Genomic DNA, 18,510 nt, shown 5'->3' on the forward strand with positions numbered 1-18,510 from the left:
TGCATGGCTCTGGCGCCGACCTTATGCGATGGGGATGAAATCATCCTTAATCCGGCAACCTATAGCCTTGCCGTAAGTGCCGGCCGCCCTAAGGGTGCATGTCGGAAAGTAGCGAAGGAACGTCCGAATGGCCAATAGTTACGACCTCATCATTCTCGGTTCGGGCCCCGGCGGTTATGTCGCCGCGATCCGCGCCGCGCAATTGGGGCTCAAGACCGCGATCGTCGAGCGCGAGCTGCTTGGCGGCATCTGCCTCAACTGGGGCTGTATCCCGACCAAGGCGCTGCTGCGCTCGGCCGAAATCTATCATTATATGCAGCATGCGGGCGATTACGGCCTGATCGCCCAGCAGATCAGCGCCGACATCGACGCCGTCGTGAAGCGCAGCCGCGGCGTCGCGAAGCAGCTGAGTCAAGGCGTCGCCTTCCTGATGAAGAAGCACAAGATCACCGTCCATATGGGCACTGGCAAGCTGACCGCGCCTGGCAAGCTCGAAGTGACGGGCGAGAAGGGCAGCGAAATCCTGACCGCCAAGAATATCATTGTCGCCACCGGCGCGCGCGCGCGCGACCTGCCGTTCGCGCCCGCCGACGGCAAGCGCATCTGGACCTATCGCCACGCGCTCGTCCCGCCCGAAATGCCGAAGAAGCTGCTCGTCATCGGATCGGGCGCGATCGGGATCGAATTTGCGAGCTTCTACAGCGACATGGGTGCCGAAGTGACCGTCGTCGAAATGCTCGACCGTGTCGTGCCCGTCGAAGATGCCGATGTGTCGGCCTTTCTCGAAAAGGCGCTCAAGAAACAGGGCATGACGATCCACACCGGCGCTGGCGTTGAAGAGCTGAAGGCGACCGCGAACGGCGTCTCGGCCAAGATCAAAGCCAAGGACGGCAAGGTCGAAAGTGCCGAATTCAGCCACGCGATCGTCGCGATCGGTATCGTCCCGAACACCGAGAATATCGGGCTCGAAGCACTCGGAGTTAAGACCACAAAGGGCCATATCGATACCGACGCGATGTGCCGGACCAATGTCCCGGGCCTGTGGGCGATCGGCGACGTCACCGCGCCGCCGTGGCTTGCGCACAAGGCAATGCACGAATCGGTCATCGCGGTCGAAGCGATCGCCGGCAATCACCCGCACGCAATGGACCCGCGCAACATCCCGGGCTGCACCTATTGCCGCCCGCAGATCGCCAGCGTCGGCCTGACCGAGGCGAAAGCGAAGGAACTTGGTTACGAAGTGAAGGCCGGAACCTTCCCCTTCATCGGCAATGGCAAGGCGATTGCGCTGGGCGAAGCGGAAGGTTTCACCAAGACGGTGTTCGATGCCAAGACCGGCGAACTGCTCGGCGCACATATGATCGGCGCCGAAGTCACCGAACTGATCCAGGGCTATACGATCGGCAAGACCGCCGAACTGGTCGAGGATGATTTCATCGGTACCGTCTTCCCGCATCCGACGCTCAGCGAGACGATGCATGAAGGGGTCTTGGCGGCATTTGGACGGCCGTTGCACATCTAGGCACACGAGAGGGCTGATAGAGGCATCGCAGTTTGAACCCGTCGATCCTGTATTTCTCCCGATGGGGTAATGCGATCAAGGCGCTGTTCTTTCTGGGGTTTGCGGCGCTATCCTTCTTCTTTTCGGCGTTGCTGTACGGCGAAACGAAGCCTGAACCGATGCAGGAAGCGACGGTCCGGCCAGACCTCTATCTGCCGATACCCGCGCCGCGCCGCGATCCGCTGGCACCATTCAAGGTGCCGCTTCTGATCGCGGCGGGTGGCGTGTGTCTTTTCTACGCCGGCCGGCATGGTGCGCGGGCCATCTCGCGGCGGGTCGCGGTCAGGATTCTCGACGGCCATCTTCATTTTCATCCAAGCTTTATTGCTGCGCCCCGCCAGCTGCCGATCGCCGATATCGTGGAGATGATCGTCGATCGCGCCGACCGCTTGCCCGGCGATGGATCGCGCGCCGCGAAGCTGGGTGCTCGGCTGCGCCACGGTCTCTATCTTCGCTACCGTGCGGGCGGCGGCGCAATCGGCGAATTCAGGTTGGCTGACAATGATGTCGATGGCGGAACCGGACAGCTACGCCGTTTTGCCGCCCATCTCGGCGCCTGGCGTCAGTCGGCGGCGCGCGCGGCGCGACGCGATTGATTGCGGCGATGGCCGCACTTTGCCATGAGCGTCGGCATGACATCTTCATCCAATTCGCCTGCCTCCGCCACTTTCGCGCGCCGCGCCGTGCTGCCGGTCGTCCTGCTCTTCCTCGCCATCAGCGCAATCGTTGCGGGAGGCTTTGCCGACGATCTCGACCGCCGCATCGGCGTGTCGCTGGCGCTTTCGGCCGATACATCGCCGCCATGGCTCATTGCTGTCATGCAAGCCGTCAGCTGGGTGGGCGGCGGCACACCGCGCTGGGTGATCGTGATTCTGCTCTGCGCGCTGGTCTGGCGCTGGTGCGGGCCGCGCTGCGCCGCAGCGCTGGCGGCTGCGTCGCTGCTGTCGAACCTGGCGTCCAGCCTGATGAAGATCGGCTTCGGACGCGCGCGCCCCGACATTATCGATCATCTCGATCATGTATCGAGCGCATCCTATCCCAGCGGCCATGCCACGAACGCGGCGGTCGTCTATTTGCTCCTCGCCTGGCTGACGCCGCCGCGCTGGCGTCCCTTTGTCTGGGTACTCGCGGCGATCATGATCGTCGTTAACGCCTTTTCGCGGATGACGCTCGGCGTTCATTGGGCGAGCGATATCGTCGGTGGCACCCTGCTCGGTGCCGCCTTCGCCATGCTCGCCATCATCTGGCTTCAGCGTCCGGGCCGCGGGCCCTTTTCGGCGAACTCGGCTACCAGCGCGCCATAGTCTTCCATTGCCGGGAATTCGGCAAAGCTATGCACCGCGTCGGTCTTTGCCCAGGGCAGGGCTTCGTTCGTGTAGCTTTCGATCCACGGCGTGAACCAGGCGAAATCGTCGAGCATCGACGGGCGGACGTTGACGAAGCCCATCCCCGGCTCGATCTCGGTGAACACCCAGCTTTTGCAGTGATCACAGTGGCGATGGTGCAGGCGCGCATCGTGCAGCCCGCCAATGACCGGCTCGCCCGCCGTGACGCTGAACCCGCTGTCGGGGATCGCCATCGTCAGCGAAAAGGCGCTCGCGCTCATCTTCTGGCACCCGGTGCAATGGCAAGCCATCGTCAGCATCGGCGGCGCGATGATCTCGAAACGCAGCGTCCCGCACCGGCATCCGCCCGTCCAAGGCAAGTTCCACTCGTCCACGTCATCACTCCCATCTGGTGGTCGGTTGATTTTCTAACGCATCGCTGTGCGCCATCAAAGCATGACAGCGCACCGGCTAACGAAATTCTAACCGCCCCACGCTAGGACGACGTCTGTCGATGGCCGGGATCATATGCATATTTTCAAAGTTTCGGCTGCACGATCGTCTGAACGATGAGCGGAAATCGAAGGGGTGGATATGAAGACCATCGCATACGACAAGTCCAAGCTGGTGAGGACAGCCGTCGGTTGTCCGATCCTCGGCATTCTCGGGCTGATGAGCCTCGGGCGCGTCGGGGCCTTCCTGGCGGTGGTCATCCTGATCGGCGCGGTGATGCTGATCGCCCTTGGCGTTCTCGGCGCGCGCAAGCTGTTCGGCGACCGGACAGCGCTGCGCTATGATCGCGACCGGCTGATCATCGTCACCATGTGGACCGAAAATAACGTGGAATGGCGCGATGTCGCCGAGGTCGGTACCTCCGCGCTCAGCAGCTATGCCTTTTACGGTCTGATCAAGGTCGCCAGCACCAAATATCTGCACATCAAGATGAAGGGCGAGTTTCTGGGAAAGAAATATCGCCTGCTCAGCGACATGTTCGACCTCGACAAGGCCGGACTCGCAGCACTGGTTGACGACCTCGCCGCGCACCAATTCGCCGCGATCGGGGCTCCGGTCCCGCAGGCCGCCGATAAAATGGCAAGGCTGGCGGTTGCTGCCCCGCAGGCTGAGGTTTTCGATCCCGACGCCGCGTTTGCCAACTATATGCGTCGCCGCGACGAAGCCGCCGAGCCGCCGCCTCCCGTCCCCGCGCCGAACTTTGGCCGTCGCGATATATTGGAAGGCGCTCCGCGAACGCCGATGACCGGCGCGCGCGCGGGCGGTTTCGGCCGCAAGGTGACCTGATCGATCGTTTCCGGCTGGCCCGGACAAAATTCTTCTGTCCTATCAAGTCCTGTTTTGCCATCAATCGAACGGGCAACAACAAGGGGCAGGACGGACATGCAATCGCGAGTGAAGTTCGGGAGTTTTCTGCGGGGAATCGCTTTCGGCAGCGGCGCGCTTTTCGCGGCGATGACCGTGCCTGCGACCGCACAGGATGAGGGCGGACGGACCGTCATCACCGCCGCGCGCTACGTCGATGTCCTGACGGGCAAGACCGTCGATCATCCCGCAATTTTCGTCGGCGCCGACGGGCGTATTACCGGGATCGCCGATGCCCGCACGGTACGCTGGGGCAGCGGAGTCAAGCATATCGACCTTGGCGACAAGACGCTGCTTCCGGGCCTGATCGACATGCACGTCCATCTTGATGGGCCCGCCGACATCGGCGGCTATCGCGGGCTCGAATTCACCGACAGCTTCTGGGGCATGACCGCGGTCAAAAATGCGGGCGACATGCTCGGCGCGGGCTTTACCACGGTCCGCAACGTCGGATCGGACAATCGCAACGACATCGGGCTCAAGGAGGCGATCGAGGCCGGCTATGCGACCGGCCCCCGCATCGTTCCCGCGGGATATGCGCTCGGCGCGACCGGCGGGCATTGCGACAGCACCTTCCTGCCGCCCAGCCTCGAAAAGAAGGATGGCAAGGAAGAAGGGATCGGCGATACGCCCGACGAGCTGCGCTATCAGGTCCGTCGCCAGCGCAAATATGGCGCCGAGGTGATCAAGGTCTGCGCGACGGGCGGCGTCTTTTCGCGCAACACCGAACCCGGGCAATTGCAGGTTTCCGAACGGGAGCTCGCGGCGATCGCCGACGAGGCGCATCAATGGGGGCTTCGGGTCGCGGCGCATGCGCACGGCGCGGCGGGCATCCGCGCCGCCATCGCGGCGGGCATCGATACGATCGAGCATGTCAGCCTGGTCGATGACGAAGGCATTCGCATGGCGCTGGCGCGCAAACGGCCAGTGTGGTTCACGATGGATATCTACAACACCGAATATACGCAGGCCGAGGGCGCGAAGAACGGCGTGCTCGAAGACAATCTGCGCAAGGATCGCGAAATCGCGCAGATCCAGCGCGACAATTTCCGCAAGGCCCACAAGGCCGGGGTGCGGATGATCTTCGGATCGGACGCGGGTGTGATGCCGCACGGCGAGGTCGGCAAGCAATTTCGCGTCATGGTCGAATATGGAATGACGCCGATCGAAGCGATCCAGGCCGCCACGCGCAACGCCGCCGAGGCGCTCGATCGCGACAAGGACGTCGGCGCGATCGCGGTCGGCCGCTACGCCGACATCATCGCGGTCGACGGCGATCCGCTGACCGATGTGCGCCAGCTCGAAAGCGTCGATGCGGTGGTAAAGGGCGGCGTGCTGGTGAAGGGTGGGAGCTGACGTTGTTCCGAAACGCCGTCGTGCTGAGCCCGTCGAAGCGCCGTCCTTTCTCCCGAAGAGAAGAACGGCCCTTCGACGGGCTCAGGGCAAGCGCTTTTTGAGAAAGCGGTTCAAACCACCAGCTTGTCGACCATTGCCTCGTGCATCTCGGGGGTCAGGTTCAGCACCGTCTCGGCATAGGTCGCCACATCGCCATGGTCACGGCGGATTGTTGCGAGTGCGGCGTCGAGGAAGGCGGGATTGACCGACATCAGGGTGCGGATCGCATCGTCGTGGATCTCGGCACCATAACGGGCGCGAATGTGCGCGGCGCCCTGTGCGATCCGTTCCTCGATCTTGCCGGCGCTGTTGGTCAGCAGATAATCGGCCATCAGATCATCCTCGTTGACGCCGAGCAGGCGGTGAACGATCGCAACCGCGAGCCCGGTGCGGTCCTTGCCCGCGACGCAGTGGACAAGGCTCGGCGCATCATATTCAGCCAGCGCCGCGACATAGAGGCGCAGCGTTGCGACCAGCGCCGGGCGGTATGGCATGCCGGCATAGGTGTCGATCATCCGCGATCGTGCCGTCTCGTTGTCGATCGTGCCGCCCGCCGCCTGCAGGTGCGGCGCCAGCCCCGCGGTCTGCCCGCCCGCGAACAGCACGCGCGCCGAGAAATTCTCGCTGCGGCGGCACACATGATCGGCGCGCTCGTCGTCGCCGCGCAGGTCGACGACGGTCTCCAGCCCCAGCGCGTCGACCGCGGCCAGGTCCTCGGGGGTCGCATCGACATGGTGGGCCGACCGCCAGAGGACGCCGCTGCGCAGCCGCCCGCCGCCCTCGACCGCATAGCCGCCGTAATCGCGGAAATTATGGACACCCGAAAGCGGCAGGACCCGTTCGGCAAGCATCGTCATTCTCCTGTAAAGACCGGTGGCCGCTTTTCGACGAAGGCGTTGATCGCCTCGCGATTGTCGGCGGTTTCGTGCACGATCGCCTGATAGGCGGCGCTGATTTCGAGGATGTCGCTCATCCGGCTGTGCTGTGCCTCGCGCAGCAGCCGTTTGGTCAGGCGCAGCGCGCGCGGCGGATTGCACACGATGCGTTCGGCGATGGCGATGGCGCGGTCCAGCAAATCCTCGTCGGGTACGACATCCGTCACCAGACCATATTCCTTTGCTTGGCGCGCGTCAAAACGGTCACCGGTCAGGAAAAGTTCGGCGGCACGCGGATAGCCGAGCACCTTCTGGAGCAGCCATGCACCGCCATCGCCGGGGACAATGCCGACCTTGATGAAGCTGCACGCGAATTTGGCGCTCTCCGCCGCGATACGGATATCGCAGGTGCAGGCTAGGTCGCAGCCGAGGCCTATGGCGTGGCCATTGACCGCCGCGATCATCGGGATTTCGCAGTCCATCAGCGCGCGGATCACTGCCTGCACGCCCTTGCGATAGTTGCTGCGCGTCGAATCGGGCTGGTCGAGCACGCCGATGCCGGTGCGGTCCTGCATGCCTTTCAGGTTGCCGCCGGCGCTGAACGCCTTGCCGCTGCCGGTCAGGATGATCGCGCTGACGCCGCGGTCGTCGCCGAGGTCCCGCAGCGTCTCGATGATATCCTGGCAATCCTCGTGGGTGCCGATCGCATTCATGCTTTCGGGCTTGATCATCGTCAGGATCGCGATCTTGCCCCGCCGCTCGACACTCAGAAATTCACCCATGGTCCAAAATCCCTTTTCAGTTCGGGAAAGCTATTGCATGGCTGCCGCGACATGCAAGGCTTTGCGCTCTATCCTTTCGATCCGCCCGGCGACATATCGGCACTGCGTGCCGATTTGCGGGGGTGGCTGGCGCAGCATCAGCCGCAGGGCGATGTTGTCGAGCGGGCCAATTGCTGGGCCAGCTTCGACGCCGGTTTCAGCCGTGCGCTGGGCGCCGCTGGTTACATCGGCATGACATTGCCCGCCCGCTACGGCGGCGGCGAGCGCCACCCGCTCGAACGTTATGTGGTAATCGAGGAATTGCTCGCCGCGGGCGCCCCTGTCGGCGCGCACTGGATTGCCGATCGCCAGACCGGGCCGTTGATCCTGCGCTACGGCAGCGAGGAGCAGCGTCAGCGCTATTTGCCCGGCATTGCGAAGGGGAAGCTTTACGCGTGCATAGGCCTGTCCGAACCGGGCGCGGGATCCGACCTCGCCGCGGTCCGCACCAGCGCGCGCGAGACCGCCGAGGGCTGGCGGATCAACGGGCAGAAGATCTGGACCACCGGCGCGCACCTGTCGCACGTCATTCTCGCTCTCGTCCGCACCGAAGAGGGCAGCGAGCGCAATGCCGGGTTGAGCCAGTTGCTGGTCGACCTCGACACGCCGGGTATCACCATCCGCCCGATCATCGATATGGCCGGCAATCACGACTTCAACGAGGTTTTCTTCGACGATGTCCTCGTCCCGCATGGCGCGCTGATCGGGACGCGCGGCGAGGGGTGGAAACAGGTTACTGCCGAACTCGGCCTCGAACGCTCGGGCCCCGAACGTTATCTCTCGAGCCACGCGCTGTTCGCGGCGCTGATCGACGCGGCGGGTAGCGATCCCGAACCGGCGCTGGCGGTGCTGATCGGCGAACTGGCGGCCGAGATGTGGACGCTGCGCCAGCTGTCGATGTCGACCGCGGCCAAGCTCGCGGCGGGAGAGGATCCGATGGTCGAGGCCTCGGTGGTCAAGGAACTGGGAAATGCGTTCGAACAGGATATGCCGCGCCGCGTGCAGGCGGTGATCGACTGCGGCTGGGACGATGAAAATGACCTGGCAAGGCTGCTGCGCGCGCTGCTCATCGCGTCGCCGAGTTTTTCGCTGCGCGGCGGGACGCGCGAGGTGATCCGCGGGATCATCGCACGCGGGCTGGGGTTGCGATGAGCGCGGCGCGCGAGATGCTGTGCGACACCGCGCGCGCGGTGTTCGTCGAAGCCGCCGCTGAGGGCATCGCTCCGGTCGAGGCCGCAGGCTTTTCGCTGTTGCTGGTCGCCGAAGCCGATGGAGGATTCGGCGGCGATTGGGGCGATGTCAACGCGGTGCTGGCGATCGCGGGGGTCGCGGTGCCCGATCTTCCCGTCGCCGGGCTGATCCTGTCGGGGTTGGGCGAGGCCGATGATGCGCTTCACGCCGCAGCGGCCGTCAGCCTGATGGCGGGTGCGATGGGAGAGGCGCTGGGCCTTTCGATCGAGCATGTAAACACGCGCCAGCAATTCGGCCGCCCGCTCGGCAAGTTCCAGGCGGTGCAACAATCGCTCGCGGTCATGGCGTGCGAAGTGCGCGCGGTGGAAGCCGCGGTGGCGGCCATGGCAAAGCGGCTCGACACCGTCGGCCTCGACGCCGGGGCTGCAAACTTCGAAATTGCCGCTGCGAAGCTGCGCGCGAATCGCGCGGTGGGTGTCGTCACCGCGATCGCGCACCAGGTGCATGGCGCGATCGGTTTTACCCGCGAATATGATCTTCACCGCGTGACCATCCCGCTGATGCGCTGGCGTGGTGCACATGGCAACGATGCCCATTGGGCCCAGCGGCTGGGGCGTCAGGTTACCGGATTCGGCGGGCGCGGCCTCTGGGAAGCGATGACCGCGCGCGCCGACTGACTTTCTGGCGCATTCATTGTGCCCCTGCGAAGGCAGGGGCCCATCACCTATGCTCCCGTCCCGGCAAAGCCCGCTGCTGCAGTTGGTGACGGCCGGAGATGGGCCCCTGCCTTCGCAGGGGCACAGGACTCCGAAATCCGCGCCGATCGACAGTCAGCGCACTGCGCCGCCGTCGCGGAGCGCCGCGATCTTCTCCGTATCATAGCCGAGTCCCGCCAACACGGTATCGCCGTCGCCGCCGACCGTGGGTGCTTGCCGCGGCGTGTCGTTCACCGTCGCCGAATAGCGCGGCGCCGGAGCAGGATGCGGAACGCCCGCCACTTCGATGAAGGTCTTGCGCTCGACATTGTGCGGATGGGCGGGGGCCTCGCTCAGCGACAGCACGGGAGCGAAACAGACGTCGGTCATTTCCATCAGCTCGCACCATTCATCGCGCGTCTTGGTCGCAAACAATGCCGCGACCCTGGCCTTCTTCGCAGGCCAGTTTTCCTGGTCGTCCTGCACGTCGAATTCCGGATCGGCGTCGAGCCCGGTCTTGGCGCGCAGCAGCGCATAGAATTGCGGTTCGATCGAACCGATCGAGATGAACTTGCCGTCGCTGCAGGTGTATGTGTCGTAATAGGGGGCGCCACCGTCGAGGCGGTTCACGCCGGCCTCATCCTTCAGCATTCCGGCTCCATGGAACCACCAGCTCATGCCCGCGAGCAAAGCCGAACCGTCGGTCATCGCGCAATCGATGACCTGGCCTTCACCGGTCTTGCTTGCATGAAGCAGCGCGCTCGACATGCCGAACGCCAGCATCATGCCGCCGCCGCCGAAATCGCCGACATAATTGACCGGCGGCACCGGCTTGCCGCCGCGCACCCCGATGCCGTGCAGCACGCCTGACAGCGAGATATAGTTGATGTCGTGGCCCGCGGCCTGCGCATAGGGGCCGAACTGCCCCCAGCCGGTCATGCGGCCGTAAACGAGTTTCGGATTGTCGCCGATCAGCACGTCGGGGCCGAGCCCGAGCCGCTCCATCACCCCGGGGCGATAGCCCTCGATGATCCCGTCGGCGGTTTTGCAGAGATCGCGGGCGATCTGCACCGCGTCGGCGTTCTTCATATCGAGCGCGATCGACGTGCGGTTCCTCGAGAGGGGGTCGCGCGGGTCCATGAAACCGCCCGGACGATCGATGCGGATCACCTCGGCGCCATGGTCGGCGAGCATCATGCCGCAGAAGGGACCGGGACCGATCCCGGCGAATTCGATGATCCTGATGCCTTGCAGCGGTCCTGCCATGTCTCTCGTCTCCTTTGCGGCCCTTCGGCCATGCCAATGTTGCACTTATGTGCAAGCCAACTTCATTTTGTCGTCAAACTGTCAGACTATTGCAGTCCGTCCGTCATCGCCCGCGTCTATCCGCCCGGCATGGAATCGCCATCCGGAGCTCCTCGCCCGATGACCATCGCACCCGATCGCCGCGGCTTTGCCAAGGGACTTGTCGCGAGTGCCTTTGCCGGCCTTGCGCTTCACAGCCGCCATGTCTCCGCTGCGATGCTTGCCGAAGGGCGTGGGTTTGGTGCGACCATAGCCGACCCCGCGGGCCTGCTCGATCTGCCGCCGGGCTTTTCCTATAAAATTCTCTCGCAATACGGGCAGTCGATGAGCGACGGGTACCGCGTCCCGAACAGTGCTGACGGCATGGGCTGTGCGGTCCTGCCCGACGGGCGGCTTTGCCTGATGCGCAACCATGAGCTTGGCCCGGAAGAGCTTGAGCATGGCGCCTGCGCGCGCGGTGACGGGGCGCTTCCGGCGGCGTTCGATTGCATCGGCGGCGGCGACGCGCTGCCGGGCGGGGCGTCGACGCTGCTCCTCAACCCCGACACGCTGGCGGTCGAGGAACAATATCTCGCGCTCGCGGGAACGATCCGCAATTGCTCGGGCGGCCTGACGCCATGGGGAAGCTGGCTGAGCTGCGAGGAAGATGTCTCGCGCGCCGGCGGCAAGCTGGGGCAGGACCATGGCTGGGTGTTCGAGATTCCCGTCGCGCCGGGCCGTATCGTCAAGGCCGAGCCGATCCGGGCGATGGGGCGCTTCAATCACGAAGCCGCCGTCTGCGATCCGCGCAGCGGCGCCATCTATATGACCGAGGATCGCGGCGACAGCCTCTTCTACCGCTTCCTGCCGTCCGAACCGGGCGCGCTGCACCGGGGCGGGCGGTTGCAGGCGCTCGCCTTCGCCGATGCCTCGCTGACCGACACGCGCAACTGGGCGCGGCCGACGCTGCCGACCGCCGGCTGGCACGCGGTGCGCTGGATCGATCTGGACGAGGTCGAAAGTCCGCGCGACGACCTGCGCAAGCGGGGTGCACGCGCCGGCGGCGCGATCTTCGCGCGCGGCGAGGGCATTCACGGCGGCGACGGCGAAATCTATTTCACCTGCACCTCGGGCGGGCCTGCGCGGCGTGGACAGATCATGCGCTATCGCCCGTCGCCCGCCGAGGGGACGGAAGGCGAGACGGCGGCACCGGGACGGCTGCAGCTCTTCCTCGAGTCGACCGATCCCGAACATTTCAGCTTCGGCGACAATCTGACCGTCGCGCCGAACGGCGACCTTATCGTGTGCGAGGATCGTCGCGGGGCAAAGCCCGACAACTGGCTGCGCGGGGTCACCGCTGACGGAAAGGTTTATCCCTTCGCCCGCGTGACCGCCGCGACCAAATGCGCGGGGGTCTGCTTCGCCCCCGACGGCAGGACGATGTTCCTCAACCTTTATAATCCGGCAAGGACCATCGCGGTCCGCGGACCGTTCTAGACTGTTCCCCTCCCGCAAGCGGGAGGGGAGGCCGTGTTTCATATCCGCTCGATGATGATTGCCGGCGCCATGCCGCCGGCGGCGCACATGGTGACGAGGCCGTAGCGGCCGCCCGAGCGTTCGAGTTCGTCGAGCGCGGTGCCGATCAGGATCGAGCCGGTTGCACCGATCGGGTGGCCGAGCGCCATCGCGCCGCCGTTGATGTTCACCTTGTCGCGGTCGAGGTCGAGGTCGCGGATGAACTTTTCGGCGACCACGGCGAAGGCTTCATTGATTTCCCAGACGTCGATGTCGTTCTTCGTCAACCCGGCCTTTTCGAGCACCTTCTTCGCCGCCGGCACGGGGGCATTGAGCATCAGCGTCGGATCGTCGCCCTGATTGGCGTAGGCGACGATGCGCGCGCGCGGCTTCAGGCCGTGCTTGTCGGCATAGTTCTTCGAGGTCAGGAGCAGCGCCGCAGCGCCATCGACGACGCCCGACGAGTTGCCGGCGTGATGCACGCCCTTGAATTCGAGGTCGGGATAGCGGCGCGTGATCTGCTTGCGGAAGGTCGTCCCGCCGCCCAGATCGAAGTCGGCGAGTGCGTCGAAGCTGGCCTTCAGCGAGGCGAGGCCTTCGGCGGTCGTTTCAGGACGCGGAAATTCCTCGCGGTCGAGTGCGACCGAGCCGTCCTCATTGAGGACGGGAATGACGCTCTTCGCGAAACGATTTTCGTCGATGGCGCGCTTCGCCTTGCGCTGGCTTTCGAGCGCGAGGGCATCGACGGCTTCGCGGTCGATGCCTTCCAATGCGGCGATCGCGTCGCCGCAGACACCCTGGTGCGATTGCGGGTGGATGTCGTCGAGCGCGGCGTTGCCCGACCCCATGCCGAGCGGCTTCAGTCCGGCATTGGCTTCCTCGGCGCCGATCTGTGCCGTGTAGCTCATCATTTCGGTGCCGCCCGCGATGACGCAATCTTCCATGCCCGACATGACGGTCGCGGCGGCGAAGTTCACCGAGCTGATGCCGCCGCCGCAGAAACGGTCGAGCGTCGTGCCCGATGCCTTGACGTCATAACCCGCGGCCAGCGCGGCCATGCGGCCAAGGTCGCCGCCCTGCTTGCCCTTTTGCGTCGAGGTCGACCAGATGATGTCGTCGACCGTCGCGGTGTCGAGATTGTTGCGTTCCTTGATCGCTTTCAGCACCGTCGCGGCAAGATGCTGCGGATGGAGGTGCGACAGCGCGCCCTTGCCGGGCTTGCCGATCCCGCGCGGGGTGCGGACGGCGTCGATGATATAGGCTTCGGACATCACAGATTTCCTTCTTCGAGGGGAGTTCGGATTAACGCGGGGCCATTCTGATCGCGCCGTCCAACCGGACGGCCTGGCCGTTGAAATAGCTGTTGCGGACCATCTCCATCGCAAGGCTGGCATATTCCTCGGCCTTGCCGAGCCGCTTGGGGAAGGGGACCGACGCGCCGAGGCTGGCGAGCACCGGTTCGGGAAGGCCTGCGACGAGCGGCGTGCTGAACACGCCGGGCATGATCGAATTCACGCGGATGCCAAGGTCCATCAGGTCGCGCGCCATCGGCAGGACGAGGCCGTTCACGCCCGCTTTGGCCGAGCCATAGATCACCTGGCCGATCTGCGCATCCTGCGCCGCGACCGATGCGGTGAGGATGATCGCACCGCGCTCGCCGTCATCGAGTTCGGGCAGCGTCGCCATCCCTTCGGCCGCGATCGATGCGATGCGATAGCTTGCGGTCAGGATGCCGGCGACACCATAGGCATAATCCTCGGTCGGCGTGCGACGGAACGAACCCGTCGCCTTGTCGAAGGCCAGCGTCTTGCCGCGGCGCGAGGTCATCGCGCAATGGACGCAGACGCGTTCCTGGCCATGGGCGGCACGCGCTTTGCCATAACCGTCGATGACCGATTGCTCGTCGGTGATGTCGACGCGGCAAAAGATGCCTCCGATCGACGCCGCGACCTCTTCTCCCAGCGCTTCGTTGATGTCGAAAATCGCGACCTTGACCCCCGCGGCGGCAAGCGCCTCGGCGGTCGCGCGGCCGAGGCCTGAAGCACCGCCGGTGACGACGGCCGCGGTGGTGGAATCGATCTTCATGCGTGGCTCCTCAGGCGGGAATCTGGTTGAAGGGTACGCCCTTGTCGGGGCGATGATCCTGCGGCAGGCCAAGGATTTTCTCGGCGATCGTGTTGAGCAAGGTTTCGTCCGACCCGCCGGCGATGCGGCCCGTCGGCGCGTTGATCCAGCTCGACGTCCAGTCCTCCTTTTGCGAGGCGTGGTTGTCGTAGGTGAAACCGTCCGAGCCTTGCAGGTCGATCGCCAGTTCGGACAGCTTCTGGCGCGAGCGTACCGCGACGAGCTTGTTGAGCGACCCTTCCGGGCCCGGCGTCATGCCCGCCTGCATCATCGCCATCGCGCGAGCGGTGATCGATTGCAGGCCACTCCGCATCGCATAGTTGCGCGCAATCTGCTGGCGGATGCGGCCATCCGCGATCGCCGGCCTGCCGTTCAGTTCGGTGTCTTTCGCCAGTTCGACGAACAGGTCAAGATGCGGGCCGAAACCGGCGCTGTCGGTCGCGACATAGCGTTCGATCATCAGCGTCGCGATCGCAACCGCGAAACCGCCGCCGACGGGCGACATGCGATGATCGTCGCCGATCTTCACATCGTCGAAGAACACCTCGTTGACGTGACTGTCGCCGCCGACGAGCTTGATCGGGCGCACCGTGACGCCCGGCGCCTTCATGTCGACCCAGAAATAGGTGAGCCCCTTGTGCTTTGGCACATTGGGGTCGGTGCGCACGACGATGACGCCATAGTCGCTGTAATGCGCCCAGCTGGTCCACACCTTTTGCCCGTTGATCTTCCAGCCGTTGCCGTCGGCTTCGGCCTTGGTTCTGAGGCCCGCGAGGTCGGAGCCGCCCGCGGGTTCGGAAAAGAGCTGGCACCAGATTTCTTCGCCCTGCAGCGCCTTCAGCACGCGTTCCTTCACCCATGCCTTGTCCTCGCCGAACTGCATCAGGACGGGGATGGGCATGCCGAGCGAGATGCCGAAATAGAAGCTGGGGAAACCATGCTTCATTTCCTCGGTATCGAAGGTGACCTTTTCGAGATGGCCGAGGCCCTGGCCGCCGAATTCGGTCGGCCAGTTGATCCCGGCATAGCCCGCGTCGAACTTCGCCTTCTGATATTGGCGGCCGAGCGCGAGGTCGTCGGCTTCGGAGAGGCCCTGGCGCGCCGCCTTGCCATAGGTCGGCACCATCGAGGCGAGCCAGGCCGCGGCCTTGGTGCGATAGGCTTCGAGGTCGCTCATGCGGCTTCTCCTGTCAGGCGGTCGACAAGCACGTCTTCCCAGAAGAGCAGATTGCCCTGTTCGATCGCGAGGCTGCGTGCGCGGCGGGTGTGGAGGTGGAGCCCGAGTTCCCAGGTCACCCCGATGCCGCCATGGATCTGCACACAGTCGCGCGATGCGGTGTCATAGGCCTCGGTCGCCGAGATGCGCGCGGCGGCGGCGGCGATGATGAAATCGGACTGTCCTTCGCGCGACGCGGCGTGAATGCAGTTCGCACGTGCCAGTTCGACCAGCCCGTAAAGCTCGGCGATGCGGTGCTTGATCGACTGGAAGGCGCCGATCGGCTGACCGAAGGCGCGGCGGGTGACGGCATAGTCGCGCGCGATTTCCATCATCGCCTCCGCGCCGCCGGTCTGCTCATGCGCGGTGATCACCGCCTGCAAAGCGAGGATATGGAGCGCGGCTTCGCGCGCGGCGCCGCCCGCGGCGAGCGTTTCGGCGGGCGTGTCCTTGAACGCCAGATCGGCGTAGAGGCGGCTGTTGTCGAAGCTGGCGATCGGGTCACGCGTCACGTCTGTCAGTTCGGCGACGGCGAGCATCGGCATGCCGGACCCGTTTGCGAAGACCACGGCGACGTCGGCAGCAAGTCCGCCTGACACCCCGGTCATGATCCCGTCGAGACGCTCGCCGGTGAGGGTGATCCCCGGTCGCGCGGGCAGGGCGTTGGCGCCGTTCGCGAAGGCGACCGTGCCGATCGTCTCGCCGCTCGCAAGGCCGGGCAGCCACTTCGCCTTCTGGTCTTCGGATCCATAAAGCTCGATAGCCTTCGCCGCGCCGAAACTGGCCGTCAGGAACGGCGCGCCGGCCAGCGAACGACCGACTTGATGCGCGATCAGTCCGAGTTCGATCAGGCCGAGGTCGAGCCCGCCATAGGTTTCGGGAAGCGCAAGCGCGGTCCAGCCCTGCTCCTTTGCGGTGGCCCAATAGCCTTCATGATACCGGCCCGTGGTTTCGAGCAGGGGGAGCAACTCCTCCTTGTTCACCCTGGCTTCGATCACGCGGCGCGACTCGGTCGCGATGGCCTGTTGTCCTTCGTCGTATAAAATCGACATGCGCGTTCGATTCCTCACCCTGTCAGTTAAGGGACATCATCCGTACGTTAACGTAAACGTCAAGTAGAATTGACGCTACGGCTAGCGAATGGTGAATTTCTTGGCCTTGTCGGCCATCAGCTCGGCGCGATCGACCTGCGGCACGCCGACCGGATTGCCGATCTGGCAATATTTGAGGCCCTGTTGCAGCGCGACCGAACGCGGCAGGTCGAGCGATTCCCAGATCGCCTTGACCGATCCTGCGGTTGCCGCGGGCGGCTTGGCGGCGATGGTGGTCGCCAGTTCGTGCGCGCGGGGCCAGAGCCCTTCGAGTGTCGTGATCTCGCTGACGAGCCCGATGCGCAGCGCAGTCCCCGCACCAATCCGTTCGTCGTTGCCGAGCAACACCATGCGCAACACATCGTGCAGCGGCATGTGATAGGTCATGCCGATCGGTTCGAGCGCGCTCGTCATGCCATAGGTGACATGCGGATCGAAGAAGGTCGCGTCTTCGGAGCAGATGAGAATGTCGGCCTCGTTAAGCCAGTAGAAGGCGCCTCCCGCCGCCATGCCGTGCACCGCGGCGACCACCGGTTTCCAGCAGTTCATCGACTTGGGGCCCAGATAGACACCCGGATCCTCGCAATGCCAGATATTGCCCAAGTCGACGACGGTGCCGCCGGGCTTGAGCGATTCCTTGACGTCGACCCCGGTGCACCACGCCTTGCCGGGCGCCGCGCGCAGCACGCAGCAATGAATATCGTCGTTGCGCGCGACCGACTTCCACAGATGCTCGAATTCGTCCATCATCCGCCGCGTGAAGCTGTTCATCGCCTCGGGCCGGTTGAGCGTGATCGTGGCGATGTGGTCGGCGATGTCGACCAGGATGGTTTCATATTGCATGGTCGGCGGTTCCTCTTCCGGCGCTCGTTTTCATCGAACGCTCATGGTTGACCTAGTTATACAACTCGTTATGACACAGGTCGCAACAACGGGGCAAGTCCTGCGATGAATTTCGACCTGAGCGATGAACAGAAAATGCTTGGCGAGCAAGCGCGCGCGCTTCTCGCGGATATGACAGCTTTCGACCGGCTGCGCACGCTGATCGATTCGGGCGCCGAATGGGACGAGCCGCTGTGGCGCGCGCTCGCCGGCATGGGCTTTCTCGGCGCAGCGATTCCCGAAGAATATGGCGGACTGGGTCTCGGCGCGCTCGACCTCGGCGTGATCATGGAAGCGCTCGGCGCGGCCAACGCCGCGGTGCCCTTCATGAGTTCGATCATTCTCGGTGCCGAGGCAATCCGGCTGGCGGGCAGCGATGCCCAGAAGGCAGCATGGCTTCCCAAGCTCGCGAGTGGCGAGGCGATCGCGACCTTCGCTTATGCCGAGGGTCCGGGGCCGGTGTTCTCGGGCGGTGTGAGTCTCGAAGGCGGCAAGCTCGGCGGCAGCAAGACTCCCGTCGCCGATGCAGGCATCGCCGATATCGCGGTGGTGCTCGTCGCTGGCGGAGGCTTCGCATTGGTCGAGCTGGATCAGCCGGGCGTCATGCGGACGAAGCTCGACAGTTTCGACCAGCTTCGTCCGCATTACCGGCTCGACTTCGCCGGTGCGGTAGCCGAGTCGATGCCGGGGAACGGCAAGCTCGACCGGCTGATCGACCAAGCGGCAGTGCAGGCGGCGTTCGAGGCGGTCGGCGCGTCCGAAGCCTGCCTCCACATGGCGCGCGACTATGCGATGGAGCGGCAGATTTTCGGCCGACCGCTCGGCGGTTTCCAGGCGATCAAGCACAAGCTCGCCGATGTCGCGGTCGCAACCGAATTGGCGCGTTCGAATGCCTATTACGGCGGCTGGGCGGCGGAATCGTCGCCCGACGACCTGCCTGCGGCAGCAGCTGCGGCGCGATTGTCGGGGATCAAATGCTTCGAACTGGCGGCGCGCGAGAATCTGCAGGTGCATGGCGGTATCGGCTATACCTTCGAGGCGAATTGTCATTTCTATTACCGGCGCGAACGCATGCTCGCGGTGCACTTGGGCAACCGGGGCTTTTGGGCCGATCGGTTGCTCGGCGCGCGACCGGGCAGTCAGGTGAGGGCGGCATAG

Annotated in this window: 18 protein-coding genes; 9 read left to right on the forward strand and 9 right to left on the reverse strand. The window is 64.7% G+C overall.

Features of this window, described 5'->3' with window-relative positions; all coding sequences use genetic code 11:
- Nucleotides 1-127: 127 nt before the first annotated feature.
- Genes lpdA through FHR22_RS06865 form a run of 3 tightly spaced genes read left to right on the forward strand, consistent with a single transcriptional unit; the run spans nt 128 to nt 2,865 of the window.
- Nucleotides 128-1,522: a dihydrolipoyl dehydrogenase gene (gene lpdA / locus FHR22_RS06855; RefSeq protein WP_166940235.1), complete on the forward strand. Its 1,395-nt coding sequence runs from the start codon at nt 128-130 to the stop codon at nt 1,520-1,522.
- A 32-nt stretch (nt 1,523-1,554) separates the two neighbouring features.
- Nucleotides 1,555-2,157, forward strand: coding sequence for a hypothetical protein (locus tag FHR22_RS06860; protein WP_166940237.1), 603 nt, complete (start codon nt 1,555-1,557; stop codon nt 2,155-2,157).
- Between the two features lie 36 nt (nt 2,158-2,193).
- Nucleotides 2,194-2,865: a phosphatase PAP2 family protein gene (locus FHR22_RS06865; RefSeq protein WP_166940239.1), complete on the forward strand. Its 672-nt coding sequence runs from the start codon at nt 2,194-2,196 to the stop codon at nt 2,863-2,865.
- On the opposite strand, the gene FHR22_RS06870 is transcribed toward FHR22_RS06865, so the two are convergent.
- Nucleotides 2,811-3,281, reverse strand: coding sequence for a GFA family protein (locus FHR22_RS06870; RefSeq protein WP_166940241.1), 471 nt, complete (start codon nt 3,279-3,281; stop codon nt 2,811-2,813). The genes FHR22_RS06865 and FHR22_RS06870 overlap by 55 nt on opposite strands.
- Before the next feature lie 199 nt (nt 3,282-3,480).
- Between FHR22_RS06870 and FHR22_RS06875 the strand changes: the two genes are divergently transcribed.
- Both FHR22_RS06875 and FHR22_RS06880 read left to right on the forward strand, forming a co-directional pair.
- Entirely contained in the window at nt 3,481-4,185 is a 705-nt protein-coding gene (locus tag FHR22_RS06875) for a hypothetical protein (protein WP_166940243.1), read from the forward strand.
- Between the two features lie 96 nt (nt 4,186-4,281).
- Nucleotides 4,282-5,619, forward strand: coding sequence for a Xaa-Pro dipeptidase (locus FHR22_RS06880; protein ID WP_166940245.1), 1,338 nt, complete (start codon nt 4,282-4,284; stop codon nt 5,617-5,619).
- Nucleotides 5,620-5,729: 110 nt separating this feature from the next.
- Here FHR22_RS06880 and FHR22_RS06885 read toward each other — a convergent pair whose 3' ends face one another.
- Together FHR22_RS06885 and FHR22_RS06890 are read right to left on the reverse strand one after the other, a co-directional pair.
- Nucleotides 5,730-6,509: a tyrosine-protein phosphatase gene (locus FHR22_RS06885; RefSeq protein ID WP_166940247.1), complete on the reverse strand. Its 780-nt coding sequence runs from the start codon at nt 6,507-6,509 to the stop codon at nt 5,730-5,732.
- Nucleotides 6,510-6,511: 2 nt separating this feature from the next.
- On the reverse strand, nt 6,512-7,315 hold the full coding sequence (locus tag FHR22_RS06890; RefSeq protein WP_166940249.1) for a crotonase/enoyl-CoA hydratase family protein: 804 nt from the start codon (nt 7,313-7,315) through the stop codon (nt 6,512-6,514).
- 51 nt (nt 7,316-7,366) lie between these two features.
- On the opposite strand from FHR22_RS06890, the gene FHR22_RS06895 reads away from it, so the two are divergent.
- Both FHR22_RS06895 and FHR22_RS06900 read left to right on the forward strand, forming a co-directional pair.
- Nucleotides 7,367-8,506 carry an acyl-CoA dehydrogenase family protein gene (locus FHR22_RS06895; RefSeq protein WP_166940251.1) on the forward strand — a complete coding sequence of 380 codons (1,140 nt, stop codon included), beginning with the start codon at nt 7,367-7,369 and terminating at the stop codon, nt 8,504-8,506.
- Nucleotides 8,503-9,222: an acyl-CoA dehydrogenase family protein gene (locus FHR22_RS06900; protein WP_166940254.1), complete on the forward strand. Its 720-nt coding sequence runs from the start codon at nt 8,503-8,505 to the stop codon at nt 9,220-9,222. Before FHR22_RS06895 ends, FHR22_RS06900 begins: the two co-directional genes overlap by 4 nt.
- A gap of 153 nt (nt 9,223-9,375) precedes the next feature.
- Here FHR22_RS06900 and FHR22_RS06905 read toward each other — a convergent pair whose 3' ends face one another.
- Complete coding sequence (locus FHR22_RS06905) at nt 9,376-10,506, reverse strand: CaiB/BaiF CoA transferase family protein (protein WP_166940256.1); 1,131 nt, start codon at nt 10,504-10,506, stop codon at nt 9,376-9,378.
- A 159-nt stretch (nt 10,507-10,665) separates the two neighbouring features.
- Between FHR22_RS06905 and FHR22_RS06910 the strand changes: the two genes are divergently transcribed.
- A complete protein-coding gene (locus FHR22_RS06910; protein ID WP_166940258.1) occupies nt 10,666-12,021 on the forward strand; it encodes an alkaline phosphatase PhoX in 1,356 nt (451 codons plus the stop codon).
- Nucleotides 12,022-12,059: 38 nt separating this feature from the next.
- On the opposite strand, the gene FHR22_RS06915 is transcribed toward FHR22_RS06910, so the two are convergent.
- The 5 genes from FHR22_RS06915 to FHR22_RS06935 form a co-directional block, all read right to left on the reverse strand.
- Nucleotides 12,060-13,310: an acetyl-CoA C-acetyltransferase gene (locus FHR22_RS06915; protein ID WP_166940260.1), complete on the reverse strand. Its 1,251-nt coding sequence runs from the start codon at nt 13,308-13,310 to the stop codon at nt 12,060-12,062.
- Between the two features lie 31 nt (nt 13,311-13,341).
- Complete coding sequence (locus tag FHR22_RS06920) at nt 13,342-14,124, reverse strand: SDR family NAD(P)-dependent oxidoreductase (protein WP_166940262.1); 783 nt, start codon at nt 14,122-14,124, stop codon at nt 13,342-13,344.
- 10 nt (nt 14,125-14,134) lie between these two features.
- The gene (locus FHR22_RS06925) at nt 14,135-15,340 is read right to left on the reverse strand and encodes an acyl-CoA dehydrogenase family protein (RefSeq protein WP_166940264.1); all 1,206 of its coding nucleotides are present in this window, start codon (nt 15,338-15,340) and stop codon (nt 14,135-14,137) included.
- On the reverse strand, nt 15,337-16,431 hold the full coding sequence (locus FHR22_RS06930; RefSeq protein ID WP_166940266.1) for an acyl-CoA dehydrogenase family protein: 1,095 nt from the start codon (nt 16,429-16,431) through the stop codon (nt 15,337-15,339). The genes FHR22_RS06925 and FHR22_RS06930 overlap by 4 nt, the downstream gene beginning before the upstream one ends.
- An 81-nt stretch (nt 16,432-16,512) precedes the next feature.
- Nucleotides 16,513-17,313: an enoyl-CoA hydratase/isomerase family protein gene (locus FHR22_RS06935; protein WP_166940268.1), complete on the reverse strand. Its 801-nt coding sequence runs from the start codon at nt 17,311-17,313 to the stop codon at nt 16,513-16,515.
- 105 nt (nt 17,314-17,418) lie between these two features.
- Between FHR22_RS06935 and FHR22_RS06940 the strand changes: the two genes are divergently transcribed.
- Nucleotides 17,419-18,510 carry an acyl-CoA dehydrogenase family protein gene (locus FHR22_RS06940; protein WP_166940270.1) on the forward strand — a complete coding sequence of 364 codons (1,092 nt, stop codon included), beginning with the start codon at nt 17,419-17,421 and terminating at the stop codon, nt 18,508-18,510.

Origin of the sequence: Sphingopyxis panaciterrae, from assembly GCF_011762125.1 — a bacterium.
Taxonomy (GTDB): Bacteria; Pseudomonadota; Alphaproteobacteria; order Sphingomonadales; family Sphingomonadaceae; genus Sphingopyxis; species Sphingopyxis panaciterrae.

Bases quoted from the DNA above. Each gene is read 5' to 3' on its own strand.
- lpdA (WP_166940235.1), top strand. From the start codon at position 128: ATGGCCAATAGTTACGACCTCATCATTCTCGGTTCGGGCCCCGGCGGT.
- FHR22_RS06865 (WP_166940239.1), top strand. From the start codon at position 2,194: ATGACATCTTCATCCAATTCGCCTGCCTCCGCCACTTTCGCGCGCCGC.
- FHR22_RS06875 (WP_166940243.1), top strand. From the start codon at position 3,481: ATGAAGACCATCGCATACGACAAGTCCAAGCTGGTGAGGACAGCCGTC.
- FHR22_RS06880 (WP_166940245.1), top strand. From the start codon at position 4,282: ATGCAATCGCGAGTGAAGTTCGGGAGTTTTCTGCGGGGAATCGCTTTC.
- FHR22_RS06885 (WP_166940247.1), bottom strand. From the start codon at position 6,509: ATGCTTGCCGAACGGGTCCTGCCGCTTTCGGGTGTCCATAATTTCCGC.
- FHR22_RS06890 (WP_166940249.1), bottom strand. From the start codon at position 7,315: ATGGGTGAATTTCTGAGTGTCGAGCGGCGGGGCAAGATCGCGATCCTG.
- FHR22_RS06895 (WP_166940251.1), top strand. From the start codon at position 7,367: ATGCAAGGCTTTGCGCTCTATCCTTTCGATCCGCCCGGCGACATATCG.
- FHR22_RS06900 (WP_166940254.1), top strand. From the start codon at position 8,503: ATGAGCGCGGCGCGCGAGATGCTGTGCGACACCGCGCGCGCGGTGTTC.
- FHR22_RS06905 (WP_166940256.1), bottom strand. From the start codon at position 10,506: ATGGCAGGACCGCTGCAAGGCATCAGGATCATCGAATTCGCCGGGATC.
- FHR22_RS06910 (WP_166940258.1), top strand. From the start codon at position 10,666: ATGACCATCGCACCCGATCGCCGCGGCTTTGCCAAGGGACTTGTCGCG.
- FHR22_RS06915 (WP_166940260.1), bottom strand. From the start codon at position 13,310: ATGTCCGAAGCCTATATCATCGACGCCGTCCGCACCCCGCGCGGGATC.
- FHR22_RS06920 (WP_166940262.1), bottom strand. From the start codon at position 14,124: ATGAAGATCGATTCCACCACCGCGGCCGTCGTCACCGGCGGTGCTTCA.
- FHR22_RS06925 (WP_166940264.1), bottom strand. From the start codon at position 15,340: ATGAGCGACCTCGAAGCCTATCGCACCAAGGCCGCGGCCTGGCTCGCC.
- FHR22_RS06930 (WP_166940266.1), bottom strand. From the start codon at position 16,431: ATGTCGATTTTATACGACGAAGGACAACAGGCCATCGCGACCGAGTCG.
- FHR22_RS06935 (WP_166940268.1), bottom strand. From the start codon at position 17,313: ATGCAATATGAAACCATCCTGGTCGACATCGCCGACCACATCGCCACG.
- FHR22_RS06940 (WP_166940270.1), top strand. From the start codon at position 17,419: ATGAATTTCGACCTGAGCGATGAACAGAAAATGCTTGGCGAGCAAGCG.